The 21201-nt window shown below is 65.7% G+C and carries 19 protein-coding genes; all 19 read left to right on the top strand.

Features of this window, described 5'->3' with window-relative positions; genetic code table 11:
- The 19 genes from QU595_RS26845 to QU595_RS26935 all read left to right on the top strand — a co-directional run bounded on the left by QU595_RS26845 (position 1) and on the right by QU595_RS26935 (position 21167).
- Positions 1 to 573, top strand: a complete 573-nt coding sequence (locus QU595_RS26845) for an invasion associated locus B family protein (RefSeq protein WP_315927767.1) — start codon at positions 1 to 3, stop codon at positions 571 to 573.
- Between the two features lie 12 nt (positions 574 to 585).
- Positions 586 to 1272 (top strand): hypothetical protein, encoded by a 687-nt coding sequence (locus tag QU595_RS26850; protein ID WP_315927769.1) that lies wholly within the window; start codon positions 586 to 588, stop codon positions 1270 to 1272.
- Positions 1273 to 1435: 163 nt separating this feature from the next.
- The gene (locus tag QU595_RS26855) at positions 1436 to 2125 is read left to right on the top strand and encodes a GntR family transcriptional regulator (protein WP_315927771.1); all 690 of its coding nucleotides are present in this window, start codon (positions 1436 to 1438) and stop codon (positions 2123 to 2125) included.
- Between the two features lie 128 nt (positions 2126 to 2253).
- On the top strand, positions 2254 to 2856 hold the full coding sequence (locus QU595_RS26860) for an amino acid synthesis family protein (RefSeq protein WP_315927910.1): 603 nt from the start codon (positions 2254 to 2256) through the stop codon (positions 2854 to 2856).
- Positions 2831 to 3631, top strand: a complete 801-nt coding sequence (locus QU595_RS26865) for an alpha/beta hydrolase (protein ID WP_315927773.1) — start codon at positions 2831 to 2833, stop codon at positions 3629 to 3631. Before QU595_RS26860 ends, QU595_RS26865 begins: the two co-directional genes overlap by 26 nt.
- Positions 3628 to 4566 carry a flavin reductase gene (locus QU595_RS26870; protein ID WP_315927775.1) on the top strand — a complete coding sequence of 313 codons (939 nt, stop codon included), beginning with the start codon at positions 3628 to 3630 and terminating at the stop codon, positions 4564 to 4566. The genes QU595_RS26865 and QU595_RS26870 overlap by 4 nt, the downstream gene beginning before the upstream one ends.
- A complete protein-coding gene (locus QU595_RS26875) occupies positions 4563 to 5603 on the top strand; it encodes an LLM class flavin-dependent oxidoreductase (RefSeq protein WP_315927777.1) in 1041 nt (346 codons plus the stop codon). Before QU595_RS26870 ends, QU595_RS26875 begins: the two co-directional genes overlap by 4 nt.
- A gap of 4 nt (positions 5604 to 5607) precedes the next feature.
- On the top strand, positions 5608 to 7071 hold the full coding sequence (locus QU595_RS26880) for an aldehyde dehydrogenase (protein ID WP_315927779.1): 1464 nt from the start codon (positions 5608 to 5610) through the stop codon (positions 7069 to 7071).
- Positions 7072 to 7113: 42 nt separating this feature from the next.
- On the top strand, positions 7114 to 8124 hold the full coding sequence (locus QU595_RS26885; protein ID WP_410000581.1) for an ABC transporter substrate-binding protein: 1011 nt from the start codon (positions 7114 to 7116) through the stop codon (positions 8122 to 8124).
- 69 nt (positions 8125 to 8193) lie between these two features.
- The gene (locus tag QU595_RS26890; RefSeq protein WP_315927783.1) at positions 8194 to 9069 is read left to right on the top strand and encodes an ABC transporter permease; all 876 of its coding nucleotides are present in this window, start codon (positions 8194 to 8196) and stop codon (positions 9067 to 9069) included.
- A 5-nt stretch (positions 9070 to 9074) separates the two neighbouring features.
- Positions 9075 to 9875: an ABC transporter permease gene (locus QU595_RS26895; protein WP_315927785.1), complete on the top strand. Its 801-nt coding sequence runs from the start codon at positions 9075 to 9077 to the stop codon at positions 9873 to 9875.
- On the top strand, positions 9872 to 10954 hold the full coding sequence (locus tag QU595_RS26900) for an ABC transporter ATP-binding protein (protein ID WP_315927787.1): 1083 nt from the start codon (positions 9872 to 9874) through the stop codon (positions 10952 to 10954). The genes QU595_RS26895 and QU595_RS26900 overlap by 4 nt, the downstream gene beginning before the upstream one ends.
- Positions 10955 to 11555: 601 nt before the next feature.
- A complete protein-coding gene (locus QU595_RS26905) occupies positions 11556 to 13403 on the top strand; it encodes a putative bifunctional diguanylate cyclase/phosphodiesterase (protein WP_315927789.1) in 1848 nt (615 codons plus the stop codon).
- Positions 13404 to 13722: 319 nt separating this feature from the next.
- Positions 13723 to 15270, top strand: coding sequence for an ABC transporter substrate-binding protein (locus QU595_RS26910; protein WP_315927791.1), 1548 nt, complete (start codon positions 13723 to 13725; stop codon positions 15268 to 15270).
- Between the two features lie 64 nt (positions 15271 to 15334).
- A complete protein-coding gene (locus tag QU595_RS26915; protein WP_315927793.1) occupies positions 15335 to 16273 on the top strand; it encodes an ABC transporter permease in 939 nt (312 codons plus the stop codon).
- An 11-nt stretch (positions 16274 to 16284) separates the two neighbouring features.
- Complete coding sequence (locus QU595_RS26920; RefSeq protein WP_315927795.1) at positions 16285 to 17136, top strand: ABC transporter permease; 852 nt, start codon at positions 16285 to 16287, stop codon at positions 17134 to 17136.
- Complete coding sequence (locus QU595_RS26925; protein ID WP_315927797.1) at positions 17133 to 18785, top strand: ABC transporter ATP-binding protein; 1653 nt, start codon at positions 17133 to 17135, stop codon at positions 18783 to 18785. The genes QU595_RS26920 and QU595_RS26925 overlap by 4 nt, the downstream gene beginning before the upstream one ends.
- The gene (locus tag QU595_RS26930) at positions 18775 to 20226 is read left to right on the top strand and encodes an amidase (protein ID WP_315927799.1); all 1452 of its coding nucleotides are present in this window, start codon (positions 18775 to 18777) and stop codon (positions 20224 to 20226) included. The genes QU595_RS26925 and QU595_RS26930 overlap by 11 nt, the downstream gene beginning before the upstream one ends.
- Before the next feature lie 11 nt (positions 20227 to 20237).
- On the top strand, positions 20238 to 21167 hold the full coding sequence (locus QU595_RS26935; RefSeq protein WP_315927801.1) for a MurR/RpiR family transcriptional regulator: 930 nt from the start codon (positions 20238 to 20240) through the stop codon (positions 21165 to 21167).
- Positions 21168 to 21201 lie beyond the last annotated feature (34 nt).

Genomic DNA, 21201 nt, shown 5'->3' on the forward strand with positions numbered 1-21201 from the left:
ATGAGAAAGCAGGTCAACAGCCCCCTAATCCCGTTGGTCTGCCTGCTCCTGTCCGGAGCACCCGCCCACAGTGCCGGACAGGAGCCCCCATCCTTCCACGTCAAGAAGTCGGAGGTCGTACTGCCCGAGGGCGTCAAGCCCGGGCAGTACCGCAGAATGATCCAGCCGTTCACGAACTGGACCCTGATCTGCGACGAGGACCTCAAGGCCAAAAAGAGGGTCTGCAACATCAGTCAGATCATTGTCGATGCATCGGACCGGACCGTGTTCAGCTGGTCGTTGGCCGCAACCGAGGAAGGCAAGCCGTATCTGATCGTGCGCACGCCGGCGGACGCCGACACGAATGCGGATTTGTCGTTCGGATTCGCAGGCGGTTCTGCTTCGGTCAAGCTTGCGTTCGAAGGTTGCAATCAGTCGGTCTGCATCGGCAAGCTGCCGGTCGGTCCCATTCTTCGCGGCGAAATCGCCAAGGAAAGTGACGTCAGGATCACCTACCAGTCCCGCAATTCCGGTCGCATGGATGTGACCGCGCCGCTCGCGGGCCTGAAGGCTGCGCTCGCGGCGATAAAATGAAACCGACTACCCATGCAGCACCGCTCGATTGCCGACCTGATAACAGCGCATCATGAAGATGCTTGCGACGTGAAGCCTGCCGTTGCAGATGCGCCTCCCGTTCCCCGACGATCAAAGGTGAAGATTGCCGTGCTTTGCGCGATGGCGCTGATCACGCTCGGCATCATACCCCTCCTTGTGAAGGACATGGCGAATATCGCGGTCTTTCGCTCCAATTCGTCGGCCCCCGCAAAGGTCGATCTGCCGGCTTCTCCCTTTCTCGATCACGTGCAGCAGGCGAATTTGACGACATGCGGCGAGTTGTTTCCCGCTCTCGGCCAGCTCGTGAGCGACGGAGCTCAATACAAGATCCAGTCGCGATGGAACCAGCAAGCTCCCAATGAACATGCGGTCTCGTCCGTGGTCGGCCTCGAATACGCATCGAAACAATACACGGGACCGGCAGCGGGACTCATATTTGCAGCGCCGCTGAACGGCTCGACCTGTGCGGGCGCGGCAATCCGTATTGTCCCGTATCCCGCAAGTTGCGAGGCTCTCCAGGAGCAGCTCCCGAAAGGCAGCGCGCTGACCGGCAAGCTCGATTCGGTTTCCGTCTTCACCTTCAACAACGACACGGGCCAGATATTGTTTGTTCCGGATGACGGTCGTTGCGTTGCCGTGACATTCCTGCGCGCCGCAAACGACGAGGCCCGGAGATAAAGCGGCCGTTCCGGAATCCGTATGGCGGGGCAGCAACAGGGGACCGGCGGCATCGGCCGATTGCCGGACATGGAGGGGACAAGACCGCGAAGCGGAAGTTGATGTCTTGCCGACCCGGTTCCGTTCGTCGTATGGCATACCAAAAACCAGCTGGGGTGAACTCATGGCAGGCACGAAGCTGTCTTCATTGCGTGTCACGCGGCCGCAGAAGACGTTGCGGGAGTTGACCCTCGATCAGATGCGCAACGCGATCATCGACGGCCATTTCAAACCCGGCGAGAGGCTGGTCGAGCGGGATCTGTGCACGCAGCTCGGCGTCAGCCGCACCATCGTGCGCGAGGTGCTGCGGCATCTGGAATCGGAAGGGCTGGTGGCGACCGTCGGCACGCGCGGTCCGGTCGTTGCCGTCACCACCCCGGAACAGGCCCTGCAGATCTACGAGATCCGCGGCGCGTTGGAGGGCATGGCCGCCAGGGCCTGCGCGGAAAGGCGCGATCCCAAGCTGGCCGCAGCCTTGCAGGCGGCGCTCGACCGGATCAAGGCGGCCTATGGCAGGAAACGCATGGACCTCGTGCTGGAGGAGACGACGGAATTCTATCGCGCGCTGTTCGCGGGGGCGGAACGCGACGTCGCCTGGGGCATCGTCAGCTCGCTCACGGCGCGCATCAACCGGCTGCGCTCCATGACCATCAAGACGCCGGGCCGCGACCATGAGGGGCCGACGCAGATGCAGCGCATCGTCGACGCCATCCGCGACGGCGACGGCGACACCGCCTTCCGCGCCGCGCAGGAGCATGTCGGCATCGCCTCGTCCATCGCCCGCGCCCTGCTGGCCGAAACCACCGCCGCCTGATCCACCCGGATATTCCCCGGACATTCAATGAGTTGAACGAAATGTGCCTGCGGGTGCGCGGGGCCGCTTGACTCCGGCGAGTTTGGCATACCATAATACAGTCATAGAGATCAGGAATGGAGATCGAGGTGCCGCTCGTCATTCGCAAGACCCTGCTTCAGGTGGAAACGACGCTGGTCGAGGGCGGCAAGGAGGCAGGCGCGCCGCTGGTTCTCTATGCAGCGCTCGCGGTGCTGAAGAACCCCTGGGCCGGGCGCGGCTTCGTGGAAGACCTGAAGCCGGAGATCCATGCGGCCGCCCCCGTGCTCGGCAAGCTGCTGACGGGCATGATCGTCAAGGCGGTCGGCTCGGGCGCCGGCGTGGAGGGCTACGGCAAGGCTGCCGTGGTGGGGCTGGACGGCGAGATCGAGCACGCCTCGGCGCTGATCCACACGCTGCGCTTCGGCAACCATTATCGCGAGGCGGTCGGCGCCAAGAGCTATCTCGCCTTCACCAACACGCGCGGGCCCGCCAACGCGCCGGTCATGATCCCGCTGATGGACAAGGCCGACGAGGGCCGCCGCTCGCACTACCTCACGATCCAGACCTCCATTCCCGACGCCCCCGCCGCCGACGAGATCGTCGTGGCGCTGGGCGCCTCGGTCGGCGGGCGTCCGCATCACCGCATCGGCAACCGCTATCAGGATCTCAAAGAGCTTGGCCACGATGTCGACAATCCCGCAGCGGTCTAGCACCCGCCACGGCGCCGCCTATGCGGAGAAGGGCCAGGGCGAGCCCCTGCTCCTGATCCACGGCGTCGGCATGCGGCTGGAGGCCTGGGCGCCCCAGATCGAGGCGCTGTCGTCCAGCCGTCGCGTGATCGCCGTGGACATGCCCGGACATGGCGAAAGCGGGAGGCTGCCGGCCGGATCGCTGCTGCCGGACTTCGTCGCCTGGCTGGGCAGGATGCTGGACGATCTTTCGCTCGACAGCGTCAACATCGCGGGCCATTCCATGGGCGCGCTGATCGCCGGCGGCGCGGCCGCAACCTTCGGGAAGCGTGTCAGGCGCGTGGCGCTGCTCAACGGGGTCTATAGGCGCGATCAGGCGGCGCGGGCCGCCGTCCTTGCGCGCGCCAAGGCCATCCGTTCCGGCAGCATCGACGTGGAAGGGCCGTTGCTGCGCTGGTTCGGCGAGGACGGCCGCGACACGGAAGCCTACCGCCTGACATGCGAATGGCTGACGGGCGTCGATCCGGAAGGGTATGCCACCGCCTATGCCGCTTTCGCCGAAGGCGACGGCACCTATGCCGATGCCTGGCCGCGCGTCGCCTGTCCCGCCCTGTTCCTGACTGGCGAGGACGACCCCAACTCGACCCCGGCGATGGCGGAAGCCATGGCCGCCGCCGCGCCGCTGGGGCAGGCGCGCGTCGTCGTCGGACACAGGCATATGGTGAACCTGACCGCGCCCGAGGCCGTCAACGGCATGCTGGCCGAATGGCTGGCGCGGGAGGAGGTGCGCGCATGACCCTCGCCGTCGATCCCAGAGCCCTGCGTGACGCCTTCGGGGCCTTCCTGACCGGCGTGACGGTGGTGACGACCCACGATGCCGAGGGCCAGCCCGTCGGCTTCACCGCCAATTCCTTCGCCAGCGTGTCGCTCGATCCGCCGCTGCTGCTGGTCTGCCTCGCCCGCACCTCGCGCAATTTCGAAACGCTCACCCGGGCCGGACGCTTCGCCGTCAACATCCTCTCCGAAAGCCAGAAGGACATTTCCAACACCTTCGCGCGGCCGGTCGAGGACCGCTTCGCCGGGCTCGATTGGCAGCCCGGCCCGCATGGCTCGCCGGTCTTCGCCGGCGTCGCGGCGTGGTTCGACTGCTCCACCGACAAGATCGTCGACGGCGGCGACCACGTCATCCTGATCGGCAAGGTGGAAGCCTTCGAGAACGGCGAGATGAACGGCCTCGGCTATGCCCGCGGCGGCTATTTCACGCCCGGACTGGCGCAGAAGGCGGTGTCCGCGGCCAGCTCCGACGCCGAGATCATCGTCGGCGCGGTGGCGGCGCGCGACGGCAAGGTGCTTTTGGTGGAAGACGGCAAGGGCCGCTACGCGCTGCCTTCCCGCACCATCGCAGCGGGGCAGAGCCCGAAGCTGCTTCAGGATCATCTGGCGCGCGTCACCCGCCTGCCTGCGGCGCTCGGCTTCATCTACTCGGTCTATGAGGTGACGGGCGCGGGCCGGCACCACATCGTCTACCGCTGCGAGCTTGGTTCGGGCGAGTCGGCCAAAGGCCGCTTCTTCGACCTCGACGCGCTTCCCCTCGACAGGCTGGTCGATTCCCCCACAGCCGATATCCTCAGGCGCTACGCGGCCGAAAGCGCGCTCGGCAATTTCGGCATGTATGTCGGCAACGAGCGCAGCGGCCGTGTCCACCCCGTTTCCGGAAAGGCTCCGCAATGAAGTTCTCGCTGTTCGTCCATATGGAACGGCTGGACGCCGACCAGAACCAACAGACGCTCTATGACGAGTTCATCGCGCTGTGCGAGATCGCCGACCGCGGCGGCATGCATGCGATCTGGACGGGCGAGCACCATGCGATGAACTTCACCATCGCGCCCAATCCCTTCATCAACATCGCCGATCTCGCCCGCCGCACGAAGAACGTGCGCCTCGGCACCGGCACCGTGGTCGCCCCCTTCTGGCACCCGGTCAAGCTCGCCGGCGAGGCGGCGATGACCGACATCATCAGCGGCGGACGGCTGGACATCGGCATCGCGCGCGGCGCCTACAGTTTCGAGTATGAGCGCCTGTCGCCGGGCCTCGACGCCTGGACCGCCGGCCAGCGGATGCGCGAGATGATCCCGGCGCTGAAGGGCCTGTGGGCGGGCGACTACGCCATGGACGGCGAGTTCTGGTCGTTTCCCTCGACTACCTCGGCGCCGAAGCCGCTGCAACAGCCGCATCCGCCGCTGTGGGTGGCGGCACGCGATCCCAACAGCCACGAATTCGCCGTCGCCAGCGGCTGCAACGTGCAGGTGACGCCGCTCTGGCTCGGCGACGAGGAGGTGGAAAGCCTGATGGGGCGCTTCAACGATGCCTGCGCCAAGCATCCGTCCATGCCGCGGCCCAAGATCATGGTGCTGCGCCACACCTATGTCGGCTCGGACGAGGCGGATATCCGCCAGGCGGCGCGCGAGATCAGCGTCTACTACAATTATTTCGGCGCCTGGTTCAAGAACGAGCGGCCGATCAGCCAGGGCCTGATCGAGCGGCTGAGCGAGGCCGAGATCGAGGCAAACGCCATGTATGCGCCGGAGGCCATGCGCCGCAACAACATCGTCGGCACGCCGGGCGAGGTCATCGACCGGCTGAAGCGCTACGAGGCGCTCGGCTACGACGAATATTCCTTCTGGATCGACACCGGCATGAGCTTCGAGCGCAAAAAAGCCTCGCTGGAGCGCTTCATAGCCGACGTCATGCCGGCATTCCAGGGCTAGGAAGATGCAACGGTTCCAGCACTACATCGATGGACGCTTCGAGGACGCCTCGGCCAACTTCCCCAGCATCGACCCGGCCACCGGCGAGCCGTGGGCCGAGATGCCGGAGGCGCGCGAGGCCGACGTCGATCGCGCGGTCGAGGCCGCGCACCGCGCGCTGCGGGGAGGGCAGTGGGCGGGGCTGACCGCCACCCAGCGCGGCCGGCTGCTTTATCGGCTGGCCGACCTAGTGGCGGCCAATGCGGCCAGGCTTGCCGAGCTGGAAACCCGCGACACCGGCAAGATCATCCGCGAAACCTCCGCGCAGATCGCCTATGTGGCGGACTACTATCGCTATTATGCAGGGCTGGCCGACAAGATCGAGGGGTCCTACCTGCCCATCGACAAGCCGGACATGGACGTGTGGTTGCGGCGCGAGCCGATCGGCGTGGTGGCCGCGGTGGTTCCCTGGAACAGCCAGCTCTTCCTCGCCGCCGTCAAGCTCGGCCCGGCTCTCGCCGCCGGCTGCACCTTGGTGGTCAAGGCTTCGGAAGACGGGCCGGCGCCGCTGCTCGAATTCGCGCGGCTGATCGACGAGGCCGGCTTCCCGGCCGGCGTGGTCAACGTGCTGACCGGCTTCGGCGCGACCTGCGGCGCGGCGCTGACGAAGCATCCCAAGGTCGCGCACATCGCTTTCACCGGCGGCCCGCAAACCGCGCGCGCCGTGGTGCGCAATTCGGCGGAGAACCTGGCCAGCACCTCGCTGGAACTGGGCGGCAAGTCGCCCTTCATCGTCTTCGCCGACGCCGATCTTGAAAGCGCGGCCAACGCGCAGGTCGCCGGCATCTTCGCCGCGACCGGCCAGAGTTGCGTGGCCGGTTCGCGGCTGATCGTCGAGGCATCGGTGAAGGACCGTTTCCTGTCGGTCCTCAAGGCCAAGGCGGAGGCCGTGAAGATCGGCTCGCCGCTCGACAGGGCGACCGAGGTCGGGCCGCTCTGCACGGCGCGCCAGCGCGTCCTGATCGAGGACGTGGTCGGCCGCTCGGTCGCGGCGGGAGCGGTGCTGGTGGCGGGCGGGAAGACGCCCGACGGTCCCGGCTTCTACTATCCGCCGACGATCCTGGATTGCAGCGCCGTCAAGGCGCCGTCGGTGGAACGGGAACTGTTCGGGCCGGTGCTGTCGGTTCTGAGCTTCGAGGACGAAGCCGAGGCGCTGCGCCTGGCCAACGACACGCCGTTCGGCCTAGCCTCCGGCCTGTTCACCCGCGACCTGACGCGCGCCCACTGCATGATGAAGCGCATCCATGCCGGCGTCGTCTGGGTCAACACCTATCGCGCCGTTTCGCCGATCGCGCCGTTCGGCGGCTACGGCCAATCCGGCCACGGCCGCGAGGGCGGCATCGCCGCGGCGCTCGACTTCACCCGCACCAAGACGGTCTGGCTCAGGACATCGGACGACCCGATCCCTGACCCGTTCGTGATGCGGTGACAGGAAACCATTCATGGGAGGAATGACATGCGCAGATTGATGATGACGGCGGCCTTCGCCGCCGGACTGGCCTTGACCGGGGCGGCACTGACGAAGGCGGCCTCCGCCGCGGACCTCGTGTTCACGAGCTGGGGCGGCACCACGCAGGACGCCCAGAAGGCGGCGTGGGCAGACAAGTTCACCGCCCAGAGCGGCGTCAACGTGCTGCAGGACGGGCCGACCGACTACGGCAAGATCAAGGCCATGGTGGAAGCCGGCAACGTGTCCTGGGACGTCGTCGACGTCGAGGGCGACTATGCCGTGCAGGCCGGCAAGAACGGCATGCTGGAGAAGCTCGACTTTAGCGTCATCGACAAGTCCAAGCTCGACCCGCGCTTCGTCACCGACTACAGCGTGGGCAGCTTCTATTACTCCTTCGTCATCGGCTACAATGCCGACACCGTGAAGGATGGGCCCAAGACGTTCGCCGACCTGTTCGACACCAAGAAGTTTCCGGGCAAGCGCACCTTCTACAAATGGTCTGCGCCGGGCGTGATCGAGGCTGCCTTGCTGGCCGACGGCGTGCCGGCCGACAAGCTCTATCCGCTCGACCTCGACCGCGCCTTCAAGAAGCTCGACACGATCAAGAGCGACATCGTCTGGTGGACAGGCGGCGCGCAGTCCCAGCAATTGCTGGCTTCGGCCGAGGCGCCCTACGGCATCTTCTGGAACGGACGCCTGACGGCGCTGAAGCAGACCGGCGTCAATGTCGGCGTCTCGTGGGACCAGAACATCACCGCGGCCGACTCGCTGGTGGTGCCGAAGGGCACCAAGAACAAGGAGGCCGCGATGAAGTTCATCGCCTTTGCCACCAGCGCCGAGGCGCAGAAGGACATGTCGGTCGCCACCGGCTACGCGCCCACCAACACCGGCTCGGCCGCGCTGATGGACGAGGCCACCCGCAAGACGCTGCCGGACGCGCAGCAGGCGACCCAGGTCAATGCTGACATGAACTACTGGGCCGAGCATCGCGACGAGATCGGCGAGCGCTGGTACGCCTGGCAGGCGAAATAGCCCGCGAAGCCGCGTTGCGGTCGCAAGATCAGGCGCGGCGGCCCCGCCGCGCCGCGTGAGGAGAACAGGATGACACTGGCAGCGAATGTGCCCGCCGAGAGGCTGGAGGCCCGCCGGGAGCGCGCGGCAAGCGGCTTTGCCTACGCCCTGCCGGCGCTCGCCCTGATCCTCGTCTTTTTCGTCGTGCCGGTCGTCGCGCTGCTGCTGCGCAGCGTGCTTGAGCCGGTTCCGGGCCTCGGCAACTATGTCGAACTGCTCGGTTCCTCCACCTATCTGCGCATCTTCTTCAACACCTTCGTCGTGTCGGCGGTGGTGACGGTGCTGTCGGTGGCGATCGGCTTTCCCGTGGCGTGGATGCTGGCCATCATGCCGGCACGCTGGTCAGCGGTGCTGTTCGCCATCATCCTGCTGTCGATGTGGAGCAACCTTCTGGCCCGCACCTATGCCTGGATGGTGCTGTTGCAGCGCACCGGCGTCATCAACAAGGTGCTGATGGGCCTCGGCCTGATCGACCAGCCGCTGGCGCTGGTCAACAACCTCACCGGCGTCACCATCGGCATGACCTACATCATGCTGCCCTTCGTCATCCTGCCGTTGCGCGGCGTCATCAAGAACATCGATCCGGCCGTATTGCAGGCGGCTTCGGTCTGCGGCGCGACGCGCTGGCAATGCCTGACGCGCGTGCTGATCCCGCTGGCGCTGCCCGGCGTGGCGGCCGGCGCCCTCATGGTGTTCGTCATGTCGCTCGGCTATTTCGTCACGCCGGCCCTGCTCGGCGGCACCTCCAACATGATGCTGGCCGAGATGATCGCCCAGTTCGTCCAGTCGCTGGTCAACTGGGGCATGGGCGGGGCGGCGGCCTTCGTGCTTCTGGTGGTCACGCTCGCCATCTACGGCGTCCAGCTGCGCCTGTTCGGCGCCGGCCGCCTCGGTCAGGGAGGGTAGTTGCGATGCTGCTCGATTTCGACCGCCTCGGCGCCTGGAAATGGGTGCTCATGACCATCACGGTGCTGGTGGCGCTCTTCCTGCTCTTGCCCATCGTCTTCATCGCCGCGCTGTCGTTCGGCAATTCGCAATGGCTGATCTTCCCGCCGCCCGGCTGGACCCTGCGCTGGTATCGCGAGCTGCTCGCCGACCCGCGCTGGCTGGAATCGGCCTGGACCAGCGCGCGCATCGCTTTCTGCGTCACCGTGCTGTCGGTGGTGATCGGTCTGCTGGCCTCGCTGGCGCTGACGCGCGGCTCCTTCCGTGGCCGCGAGGCGCTGCGGGCGCTGTTCATCACGCCGATGATCCTGCCGGTCGTGGTGCTGGCCGTCGCGCTCTACGCCTTCTTCCTCAAGGTCGGGCTCAACGGCACGCTGCTCGGCTTCGTGCTGGCGCATCTGGTGCTGGCGCTGCCCTTCTCCGTCATTTCCATCAGCAACGCGCTGGAGGGGTTCGACAAGTCGATCGAGGACGCGGCCATATTGTGCGGCGCGACACCGTGGGAGGCGCGGTTCCGCGTCACGCTGCCGGCCATCAGCCACGGGCTGTTCGCGGCGGCGGTGTTCTCCTTCCTGGTCTCCTGGGACGAGGTGGTGGTGGCAATCTTCATGGCTAGCCCGACGCTGCAGACCCTGCCGGTCAAGATCTGGACCACGCTCAGGCAGGACCTGACGCCGGTCATCGCCGCCGCCTCCACGCTGCTTGTCCTGTTCACGATAATCTTGATGCTCGCCGCGGTGCTGGTGCGCAAGGGAATGAAAAGATGACGACCCCGTTTCTCCAGATCCGGAACGTGCGCAAGGTCTATGGCGACGTCGTCGCCGTGACCGACGTGACGCTCGATATCGCCAAGGGCGAGTTCATGACCTTTCTCGGACCGTCCGGCTCGGGCAAGAGCACCACGCTCTATGTGCTGGCCGGGTTGCAGGAGCCGACCTCCGGCGACATCCTGCTTCAGGGCCGCACCCTGCTCGACACGCCCTCGCACAAGCGCAATATCGGCATGGTGTTCCAGCGCTACACGCTGTTCCCGCATCTGTCGGTCGGCGAGAACATCGCCTTTCCGCTGCGGGTGCGGCGCAAGCCGAAGGCCGAGATCGACGCCACCGTGCGCCGCGTGCTGAAGCTCGTGCGGCTGGAAGGCTTCGAGGACCGCATGCCGGCCAAGATGTCGGGCGGCCAGCAGCAGCGCGTGGCGCTGGCCCGCGCGCTCGCCTACGACCCGCCGGTGCTTCTGATGGACGAGCCCTTGTCGGCGCTCGACAAGAAGCTGCGTGAGGAGATCCAGTTCGAGATCCGCCGCATCCATCAGGAGACGGGCGTGACCATCCTCTATGTCACCCACGACCAGGAGGAGGCGCTGCGCCTGTCCGACCGCATCGCCGTGTTCTCCAAGGGCGTGATCGACCAGGTCGGCACCGGGTCCGAGCTCTATGCCGATCCCGCCACACGCTTCGTGGCCGAGTTCATCGGCGACAGCGATTTCCTGAAAGGGCAGGTGGAAGCCGTCAACGGCAGGCATGCCGACATCCGCATCGGCGGCGACCTCGTGGTGCCGTCGGTCTCGGTGCATGGCGCGCCCACGAAAGGCAACGAAGCGGCGGTCATGCTGCGGCCCGAGCGCATATCGCTGTCACAGGCGCCGAACGGCAGCGCCGGCCTGCCGGTGACGGTGGTGGATATCACCTTCCTGGGCAACAACACCCATGTGCTGACCGAGACGAAGACGCGCGAGCGGCTGTCCGTGCGGCTTCCCTTCGGCCATGTCGCCGCCGACGGGCTGCGCCCGGGCCAGCCGGTCTGGGTGAGCTGGGAGCCGTCCGCCGCGCAGGCCTTCTGCGCCTGATCGGCATGCCGGCGCGCGGCACCGAGCCGTGGCCGGCTGACGACGACGTCCACCCGGTAATTGGAAGCCACCGGCTCTCGCTGTAGGTTGCTCCGGCGCTTGTGCCGTCCGGTGCCTGGAAAATTCCGCTGGCACGCAGAGTGGCAAAACAGGCGAAATTCGCCGAACAATGGTCGCTGCCTGTGGTGCGACGCCACGGAGGCGGCGGATATCGCCACCAATCCAATCGTGCTCATCGACAGCAGGGCGGCTTTCGCCGACCGGCTGTCATCCTCTGCACGCAGCACTGTGGCAAAAGAAACCAATCAGAAAATTCATATGAGATTCTTAGAAAGAACTAATGTTCATAAGACTTAGGACATTAAGACCTACTATTATTTTCCTCAAAACTTCGCTCAAAAAAAGAGCATTTTAACACTCGGTCATTACCAATTGAAGGGTGAGAGCGCATCTGTCGGCGTATCGAGAATAGCGTGCGAAGGAGATTGCCTTGACCGGCAAGAACACATTCAAAAACTTTGCGCACGCCCTTTTTATTCCGACAGAAGACCCGTCCATTTCCGTTGCGCAATGTTCCGCGCTTTCGCGGCTTGTTCCGCTCATGTATTTCATTCTCGTGGTGAACAGCTGGATGCTGGCCGCAAGCTTCTGGCATCAAGCGCCGTTTTGGCTGACGTTCTACGTATCGTCAGGACTTACGGTCGTATGCGGGCTTCGCCTGGCGGTGTGGTGGCGCAGTCAGGGCAAGCTGCTCACGCCGGCCCGGGCAAAGAGGGAGTTGAGGCGGCTTCCGATCATGACCGCGATACTGGCGGTGGCCTTCACCAGTTGGGCTATCGCGCTGTTCCCTTACGGCGACGAGCAGGCGAAGGGCCATGTCGTTTTCTATCTCACCATTTCCCTGATCAGCACGATGTTCTGCCTGATCCATGGACGCTATTCGGCGCTGATCCTGGCTGCGATTGCCGGCACCTCCGTTGTCCTGTTCCTGCTGTGGCAGGATTCGCGCACATCCTACGCGATCGCGCTGAACATAACCCTCGTCACCGTCGCGTCCGCCATTGTCATCCGCATTCAGAGCCGCGATTTCATCCGCATGGTCAATGCGCAGACGCGCACCGCCGCATTGAGCGACGAAAACTTCATACTGGCCAACCTCGACAGCCTGACCAAGCTGCCGAACCGACGCGCATTCTTCAGCCGGCTGGATGTCGCCTACAACCAGGCCGAACGCACGAACACCCGCCTTGCGCTGGGTGTCATCGATCTGGACGGGTTCAAGCCCGTCAACGATCTCTATGGGCACACGGTGGGCGACCGGCTTCTGGTGGAGGTCGCCACCCGCCTCGAGAGCTCGTTCTGCAACGACACGCTCATCTTCGCGCGTCTGGGCGGAGACGAGTTCGCCTTCATCATCACCGACGCCGCCGACAACGACACGCTTCGCAAACTGGGCAGCGAGATCTGCGCCGCATTGGGCTTGCCGTTTGTCCTGCCCGAGGCGACGGTCCAGATATCGGGATCGATCGGTGTTGCCGTCTATCCTGAAATGGCAACATCGCCGGCTCAGCTCTACGAACACGCGGATTATGCGCTCTATCACGGCAAGGCAACGCAGCGCGGCACCGCCATGCTGTTCTCCGCCCAGCACGAGCAGAAGCTCAACCGGGAAGCCCGCATCGAGCAGACGATGAAGTTCGCTAATCTCGACACCGAACTGTCCGTCGTCTTCCAACCGATCGTCGACATGCACAGCCGCAAGACGCTCGGCTTCGAGGCGCTGGCGCGATGGGAAAGCCCGTTGATCGGGAATGTTTCGCCGACCCAATTCATTCCGATCGCTGAGCGGGCCGGCATTATCGGCTCGCTCACGCGCCCTTTGCTGCGCAAGGCGCTGACCGCCGCTGCAACCTGGCCTGAGGGATTGCGGCTTTCCTTCAACCTGTCGGCGCATGACCTCAACACGCCCGAGAATGTGCTGGCCGTCATCGCCATCATCGAGACGGGTTGCTTCGACCCCAGGCGCCTGGATCTGGAAATCACCGAAACGGCTTTCCTGCATGATTTCGAGCTGGTTCGGCAGTCCATCGAGATGCTGCGACTGATGGGATGCGGCGTTTCGCTGGATGATTTCGGCACAGGCTATTCCAGTTTTTCGCGCCTCCACGCCCTGCCGCTGACAAAAATAAAGATCGACCGCAGCTTCATCAGCGGGATCGACCGCAATCCCACCGCCTACAAGATCGTGAAGTCGCTTCTGGCGCTGAGCCGCGACATGAACCTGGAATGCATCGTGGAAGGCGTCGAAACCCATGGCGAGGCGGATGCACTGAGAACGCTCGGAAAAGTGATGGCACAGGGATATTTCTATTCGCCTCCCATCGCTGCGACGGCGGCTGCGGATTTCGCATGCGAAGGCGCTGCCAAAAAGCCGTCGAGCCACCCCTGACGGTGCTGCTTGCGCTCTGGCCGCAGCGATCTTTGACGGCAGTCCGGAAATCGGCGTCACCCTGGCCCCGACAGGCGTGCTTTCCCTTTTACCGCTTTCGCCCGATCGGGTCCTGCCGGATTGAGGAGCGCGCCGGACATGTATCCCGACAACTATGCGCCCCGATCGACGCCGTGTCGATGCTGGACGTCGTCATGTCGGCGGATGCAGGCTGGCCATCATGTTAGATTTTCAACTTTCATGTTGACTGATGTGAGTAATATCACATAGCTTTCCCGAAGTGCCGAACGGCACATGGGAAGATCGGGAGGAAAACGAGATGAATTGCTGGAGCAGATCCCGTAAGCGGGCTGCGGGTGTGGTGTTGCGCGGGGCTACCCTCCTCGCGATGGGTCTGGGCTCGGCCATGCCGGCCTTCGCCGACGATGTCATCCGCGTCGTTTCGCCCTACCAGACCACGACGCTCGATCCGATGCGTTCCGCGGCCGCCGGCAACATCGAAACCTACGGCCAGCTCTATTCGCGCCTGCTGCGCCGCAACTCCGAAACCGGCGCGCTGGAGGCGGGCCTTGCCGAGAAATGGGAGATTTCGGCGGACGGCAAGACCTACACCTTCCACCTGCGCGACGCGCAGTTCTCCGACGGCTCGCCCATCACGGCCGCCGACGTGGCCTTCAGCCTCGACCGCATCCGCACCGACAAGAAGTCGGCCTATCCGGCCCCGCTGGGCGCGGTGGAGTCGGTTACGGCGTCCGATCCGAAGACCGTGGTGGTCCAGCTCAAATCGGACTTCGCGCCGTTCCTCGGCAATGTCGAGATCTGGAACATGGGCATCGTGTCCAAGGCCGATGTCGAAAAGCGTGGCGAGGAAGCGGCGTTCGCCACCGTTCCGGTCACCTCCGGCCCGTACGAGGTCCGGCAATGGAAGCCGAACGAGAAACTGGTGCTGGAGCCGAACCCGCACTATTGGCGCAAGGGCTATCCCAAGTCCGACGCCGCCGTCGAACTGATCGAGATCGCGTCGCCCGAAACCCGCATCGCCATGCTGAAGGCGGGCGAGATCGACGTGGTACGTGTCGTGCCTTGGGCGCAGATCGACGCGCTGAAGGTCGCCGACAACATCGACATGCGGCTGGAGCCTTCGACCACGATCTACATGACGCTGCTCAGCGAGAAGCGCGAGCCCTTCTCGAACATGAAGGCGCGGCAGGCGGCGGCCATGGCGATCGACAACAAGGCCATGGCCAAGGCCGTCACGCGCGGCTACGCCCAGCCGGCCAACACGACCCTGCCCGGCAGCATCGACTTCCACGACGACGACTATCCCGGCATCCCCTTCGACCCAGCCAAGGCCAAGGAACTGCTCGCCGAATCCGGCATGGCCGGCCACGAGGTGAAGATCCTGGCGACCGCCGACGCAACAGCGCAGCAGATGGCGCTGCTGCTCCAGGCGCAATGGGAGGCGATCGGGCTGAAGCCGGTCATCGTCAATGTCGACGGCGCCGCCTGGTGGGACGCCACCGGCAAGGGCGACTACGACGCGACCGCCAACTGGTGGTACAACGAAACGCCCGATCCCGACCTTGCGGTGCGCTGGGCGGTGTGCGGAAGCTGCGGCTCGAACTCCTACAACACCTTCTATAACAATCCGAAGGTCGACGAACTGGTGGAGCAGGGCACGAAGGAGTCCGACAAGGCCAAGCGCGCCGAGATCTACAAGGAGATCCAGAAGATCACCACGGAGGAGGTTTCGCAGATTCCGCTCTACTACGCGCCGAACGCGGTCGCCTATTCCAAGCGTCTCGACGGCCTCAAGCTGACGCCTTCGCTGCAGTGGACGCTGGAAGACACCACCCTCAAAAAGTGAGCCATGGAGCGCGGCGGCGCCCCTGCCAAGGGGCTGCCGCGGCATCCCGCATCGGAGAACCGGCTTGGCCCTTCTGCAACTCATCGCGCGGCGCCTGATGCAATTGATCGGCGTGCTGTTCGGCATCAGCCTAGTGACGTTCCTGCTGGTGCACATGGCGCCCGGCGATCCGGCACGGCTTTTGGCCGGCGACCGGGCGAGCGCGGAAACCATTGCGGCGATCCGTTCCCAATACGGGCTGGACCTGCCGCTCTGGCGCCAGTTCCTGACCTATCTGGCGAACCTTGCTTCCGGCGATATCGGCCTGTCGTTGCGATTCCAGCGGCCGGTCAGCCAACTCATCGGACAGTTCATATGGCCGACCCTGTTCCTGACCGTCTATGTCGTGTGCCTCGCCGTGCCGCCCACGGTCGTGCTCGCCATCCTCGGCGCCCGCCGCCCGGGTGGGACCGCGGACCAGGTCATCCGCCTTGTCGGCATCGCCGGCCTGACCATTCCGGTGTTCTGGCTGGGCATCATGATGTCGCGCTTCTTCGGCGTCACTCTCGGCTGGTTCCCGGTGTCGGGCTACGGCGCCGGCTTCACCGACCATCTTCATCATCTTTTCCTGCCCGCGCTTTCGACCGCCGTCTGGCTGGTGCCGGTGCTGACCCAGAGCCTGCGCGCCGCGCTGATCGAAAAGACCACCGCCGACTTCGTCACCGCCGCCCGCGCGCAGGGCGCGAGCGAGCGCGAGATTTTCTGGCGGACCATATTGCCCAACGCCGTTTTACCGACGCTCAACCTGCTCGGCGTCCTGGTGGCCTTCATGATCGGCGGCGCCATCATCGTGGAAACCGTCTATGCCGTGCCCGGCCTCGGCACGCTGATGGTCAACGCGCTGCTCGGGCGCGACTATTATGTCGTGCAGGGGCTGACGCTGGTGTTCGCGGTCTCGACCGTCCTGGTCACACTGGCCGTGGACCTGCTCACCGCCTTCATCGACCCGCGCGTCAGGCTTTGAGGAGATCGCGAATGGCCGACGCCTCGACATTGCCGCAGACCGCGCCGCGCGCGCGCCGCATCACGCCCGCCATGGCGGTGGCGCTCGCCATCCTTTCCGGATGGCTGCTGCTGGCGCTGGCCGGCCCGGCGATCGCGCCCTACGATCCCGACGCCGTCGACATATTGAACATGCTGTCGCCGCCGAGTGCGGCGCACTGGTTCGGCACCGACCAGGTTGGCCGCGACGTGTTCTCGCGGGTCCTGTCCGCCAGCCGGGTCGACATGTTCCTTTGCGTGGTCGGCGTGCTCCCGCCTCTCCTGATCGGCACGACGGTCGGCCTGCTGAGCGGCTATTTCGGCGGCCTGGTCGACAGCGTCTTCATGCGCGTTTACGACCTGACCGTCGCCTTCCCGTTCTTCGTACTGGTGCTGGCGATCGTCGGCGTGCTCGGGCCGGGGCTGGTCAACTTCATCATCGCGCTGACGCTGGTCGGCTGGGTCAGCTACGCGCGGCTGGTGCGGGCAGAGGTGCTGACGATCCGCGAGAGCGAATATGTCCAGGCGGCCAGGTGCCTCGGCTATCCGCCAGTCGCGATCCTCACCCGCCACATCCTGCCCAACGCCATCGGCCCCGTCATCGCCTATGCGGTCAGCGATGCGGTGCTGGTGATGCTGGCCGGCGCGAGCTTCGGCTTCCTCGGCATGGGCGCGCAGCCGCCGCTCGCCGAATGGGGCGTGATGATCGCCGACGGGCAGGCCTTCGTGCAGCAGGCGTGGTGGATATGCCTGTTCCCCGGCCTGGCGGCGATTTCGCTCGGCCTTGGCTTCGCGTTCCTCGGCGACGGTCTCGGCCAGATGCAGCGCGGGCAGGCGACGGCATGAACGGCATGGAAACCACGCAAGCACCGCTGCTCCAGGTCGAGGACCTCACCGTCGATTTCGGCGGCTTCGAGGCGGTCAAGGGCGTCTCGTTCGACCTGCGGCCGGGGGAAATCCTCGGCATAGTCGGCGAAAGCGGCTCGGGCAAGTCCGTGACCTGCCGCGCCGTCATGGGACTTCTGACCGGCGCGGCGCGCGCCAGCGGCAAGGTGACGCTCGCAGGGCGCGACCTTCTTGCGCTCGGCGAAAAGGACTGGTGCGCCATCCGCGGCCGCGAGATCGGCATGGTCTTCCAGAACCCGGCCTCGCATCTCGACCCGCTGCGCCGCATCGGCGCGCAGATCGCCGCACCCATGATCCGACATCTCGGCATAGGCCGGCGCGAAGGCATGCGCCGCGCGGTCCGGTTGCTCGATGACGTCGGCATCCGCGAGCCGGAACGGCGCGCGCGCGCCTATCCGCACGAATTTTCCGGCGGCATGAAGCAGCGCTCCATGATCGCCGCCGCCATCGGCTGCGCGCCGAAACTGCTGATCGCCGACGAGCCGACCACGGCGCTGGACGTCACTGTGCAGGCCCGCATCCTCAACCTGCTCAAGGACCTCAACCGCGAGCGCGGGCTGGCGATCATCCTCATCTCGCACGATCTCGGCGTCGTGGCCGACATCTGTTCGCGCGTGGTGGTGATGCGCAACGGCGAGGTGGTGGAGCAGGGGCCGATCGAGGATGTGATCCACCGGCCGCAACATCCCTATACGAAGCTGCTGATCGAATCCCAGCCGGGCCGCAGGACCTATGCTGCGGCCGGCCGGGAGCAGGGCGTCCCGCTGCTCAGCGTCGAGAAGCTCACGGTGTCCTTCCCCGTCCGCCGCGACCTGATCGGCGGCAGCGGATCGTTTCTCGCCCTCGACGCCATCGACATGCAGGTCGCCGCCGGCGAGACGGTTGGCATCGTCGGGGAAAGCGGCTCCGGAAAGAGCACGCTGGCCCGCGCCATCATCCGCCAGAACAGGCCGAGCGGCGGCACGATCCGCCTGAACGGACAGGATGTCGGCGCCCTTTCCGGCGAGGCGCTGACGGCGTTCCGCCGCCGCGTGCAGATGGTGTTCCAGAATCCCTACGACTCGCTCAACCCGCGCATGACGATCGCGGACGCGGTAGCCGAGCCGATCTGGCGGCACGGGCTGGCCGACCGCAAGGCGGCGCAAAAACAGGCCGACGAGCTGCTGGAATTGGTGGAGTTGCCGCGCGCCCTGCACGACCGCAAGCCGCGCCAGCTCTCGGGCGGACAGTGCCAGCGTGTCGGCCTGGCGCGGGCGCTGGCGCTCAGGCCGCAACTGCTCATCGCCGACGAGATCACCTCGGCGCTCGACGTCACGACGCAGGCGCAGATATTGGAGCTGCTGGTCAGGCTCCAACGCGAAAGGTCGCTGACGCTGCTCTATATCTCGCACGACCTCTCCGTGGTCGGGAGCCTGTGCCAGCGCGTCTATGTCTTCAAGGGAGGGCGCGTGGTGGAGCAGGGACCTGCCCGGCAGGTGCTTTCGACCCCGCAGGACGCCTACACGCAAGAGCTCGTCGGCTCGCTGGCTCAACTGGCTTCCGCGCAACCATCCCCCGTTTCAGGATCGGTCCCGACCCATGCGACTTGACGAATATGCGAGCCTCGACGGAACCAGCCTCGCCCGCCTGCTGGCGAAGGGCGAGGTCACGCCCGGCGAACTCGGCCGCTGCGTGGAGCAGGCGGTCGCTGCGGTCAATCCCGCGCTTAACGCCGTCGTCGAACTCTACCCCGATGCGCTGGAGGCCCTGCCGGAGACGGCCGCCGCCGGATCTTTCCACGGCATTCCGACTCTGACCAAGGATTTTCCGATCGAGGCGGGGCGGCCGGCGGAATTCGGCAGCCGGTTGGCCGAGGGATTCCGCGCTGCGCATGATGCCGTCTGGTGGACCCGGCTGCGCGCCGGCGGGCTGATCAATGTCGGCCGCACGACCAGCTCGGAATTCGGCGTGCCGGCGGCAACGGAATCGCCCCTTTACGGCGCGACCCGCAATCCCTGGAACCCGGAACGCGGCGTGGCCGGTTCCAGCGGCGGAGCGGCGGCGGCCGTGGCGGCCGGCATCGTGCCCTTCGCTCAAGGCAGCGACGGCGGCGGTTCGATCCGCAATCCGGCTTCGTTCTGCGGGCTGGTCGGGCTGAAGCCGTCGCGCGGCCGCGTCACCGGCTCTCCGCATGCGAACGCGCCGCTTCTGGGTCTGGGGACGGCCTTCATGCTGACACGCTCGGTTCGCGATACGGCGGCATTGCTCGACCTGTGCCACGGTCCCGACGCCGGCGACGGCTATGAGATCACCCCGCCCGAAACCTCTTACGTCGAGGCCATGCGGCGTGTCCCGAAGGGGCTGCGGATCGCGCTGTGCACGCAGTCATGGTCGGGCGTCCCGATCGACTCGCAAGTCGCGGCTGTGGCGCAATCGGCGGCCGAACGGCTCGCTTCCTTCGGCCACCACGTCGAGGAAGCCTCGCCGGCCTTCGACTATGCCGCTTTCCTCCATGCACAGAAGGTGATCTGGGCCGCGGACGCCGCCGCCGACATGCCGGCGATGGCAAGGCATATGAACCGGAAACTGGAGGACGCGCTCGGCGCGAGCGTGCTGGCGCTGTACCGCTGGGGGCTGGGCCTGAGCGCCGCGCAACTTATCGACGCGCTGGCCGTATACGATCACATCACGCGCCAGCTCGGCCGTTTCCTCGCCCGCTACGACCTGCTGCTGACGCCCACCGCGACCATCGTGCCGGAGCCGGTCGGGACGTTTGATCCCAACCGGCCCGGCATCGACGCGGACGGCGTGTTCGACGATCTGGCGCCCAAGGAGACGTTCACCGCGCTGTTCAATGGCACCGGGCAGCCTGCCATCTCCCTGCCGCTCGGGCGCAGCCGGGACGGCCTGCCGATCGGCGTCCAGCTCGCTGCCCGTTTCGGACGCGACGACCATCTGCTTGCGGTCGCGCGGCAACTGGAGGAAGAGTCGGCCGGCCGGCCCGGCATCTGGGGACAGGGCATCCCGGCCATATATGCCGGCAATTTCTAGGAGCGGGGACTGTGGCTAGAACGCGCAACGGCAAAGGCGCCAGCAAGACCAACGGCGGCGAGGAGAAGATCGACCTCGAAGCGATCCTGCGCGCGCGCATGTCCGATTTCTCGCCATCCGAGCAGAACCTCGCCGCCTATATGCTGGACAACATGCAGATGCTGCCCTTCGAGACGGGAAACAGCATCGCGCGGGCGGTGGGCGTCAGCGAGATGACCGTAACCCGGTTCGTGCGCGGTCTCGGCTTCGAGAACCTGCGCGATCTCAAGAACCGGCTGCGCGTCTCCGTCGCCGAAAAGGACAGCGACATCGACGATTACATGGCCCGCTTCCAGATGCGCGAAGGCCGCCAGCAGGCGCTGCAGGAGAGCCTGCGGCTCGAACTGGACGCCATCGTGAAGGCCTATGCCTTGACCACCACCGAATTGTGGGACGAGGCGGCCGGCGCGCTCGTCAAGGCGCGCACCATCTATGTGGTGGGTTTCCAAGCCTCCAAAGGACTGGCGATGGATTTTGCCAGCCGGCTGCTCTGGGCGCGCCCGAACGTCATCTTCGTGGACAACGCCTCGGGCACCTTCGGCGAGATCGTCAACGCCGATCCGAAGCAAAGCCTCGTGGTGCTGGTGGACACCGCCGCCTATGCTACGCGCGGCATCAAGCTGGCCGAAAAGCTGAAGGCGCTGGAGATGCCGCTCGTCATCGTCACCGACAAGTTCAGCCATTGGGCCTTCGCCTACACGCGCTTCGTCTTCGAGGCCCACACGCATGTGAAGACGTTCTGGGATTCGACGGCGAGCCTTGGCGTCGTGCTTAACCTGATGATCGACGCGGTGGCCACCCGGCTCGGCCCCAAGGCCAAGCGCAACTTCGCCATGATGAGCGACATGGGCAACCTGTTCGGCGAATTCGTCGGCGGCAGCTATCTGCGCCGCAAGGACTGACCCGTCCGCGCCTCCCCGAAAAACGAGAAAGTCG

It is taken from the genome of Mesorhizobium sp. SP-1A (genome assembly GCF_032460275.1).
Lineage (GTDB): Bacteria > Pseudomonadota > Alphaproteobacteria > Rhizobiales > Rhizobiaceae > Mesorhizobium.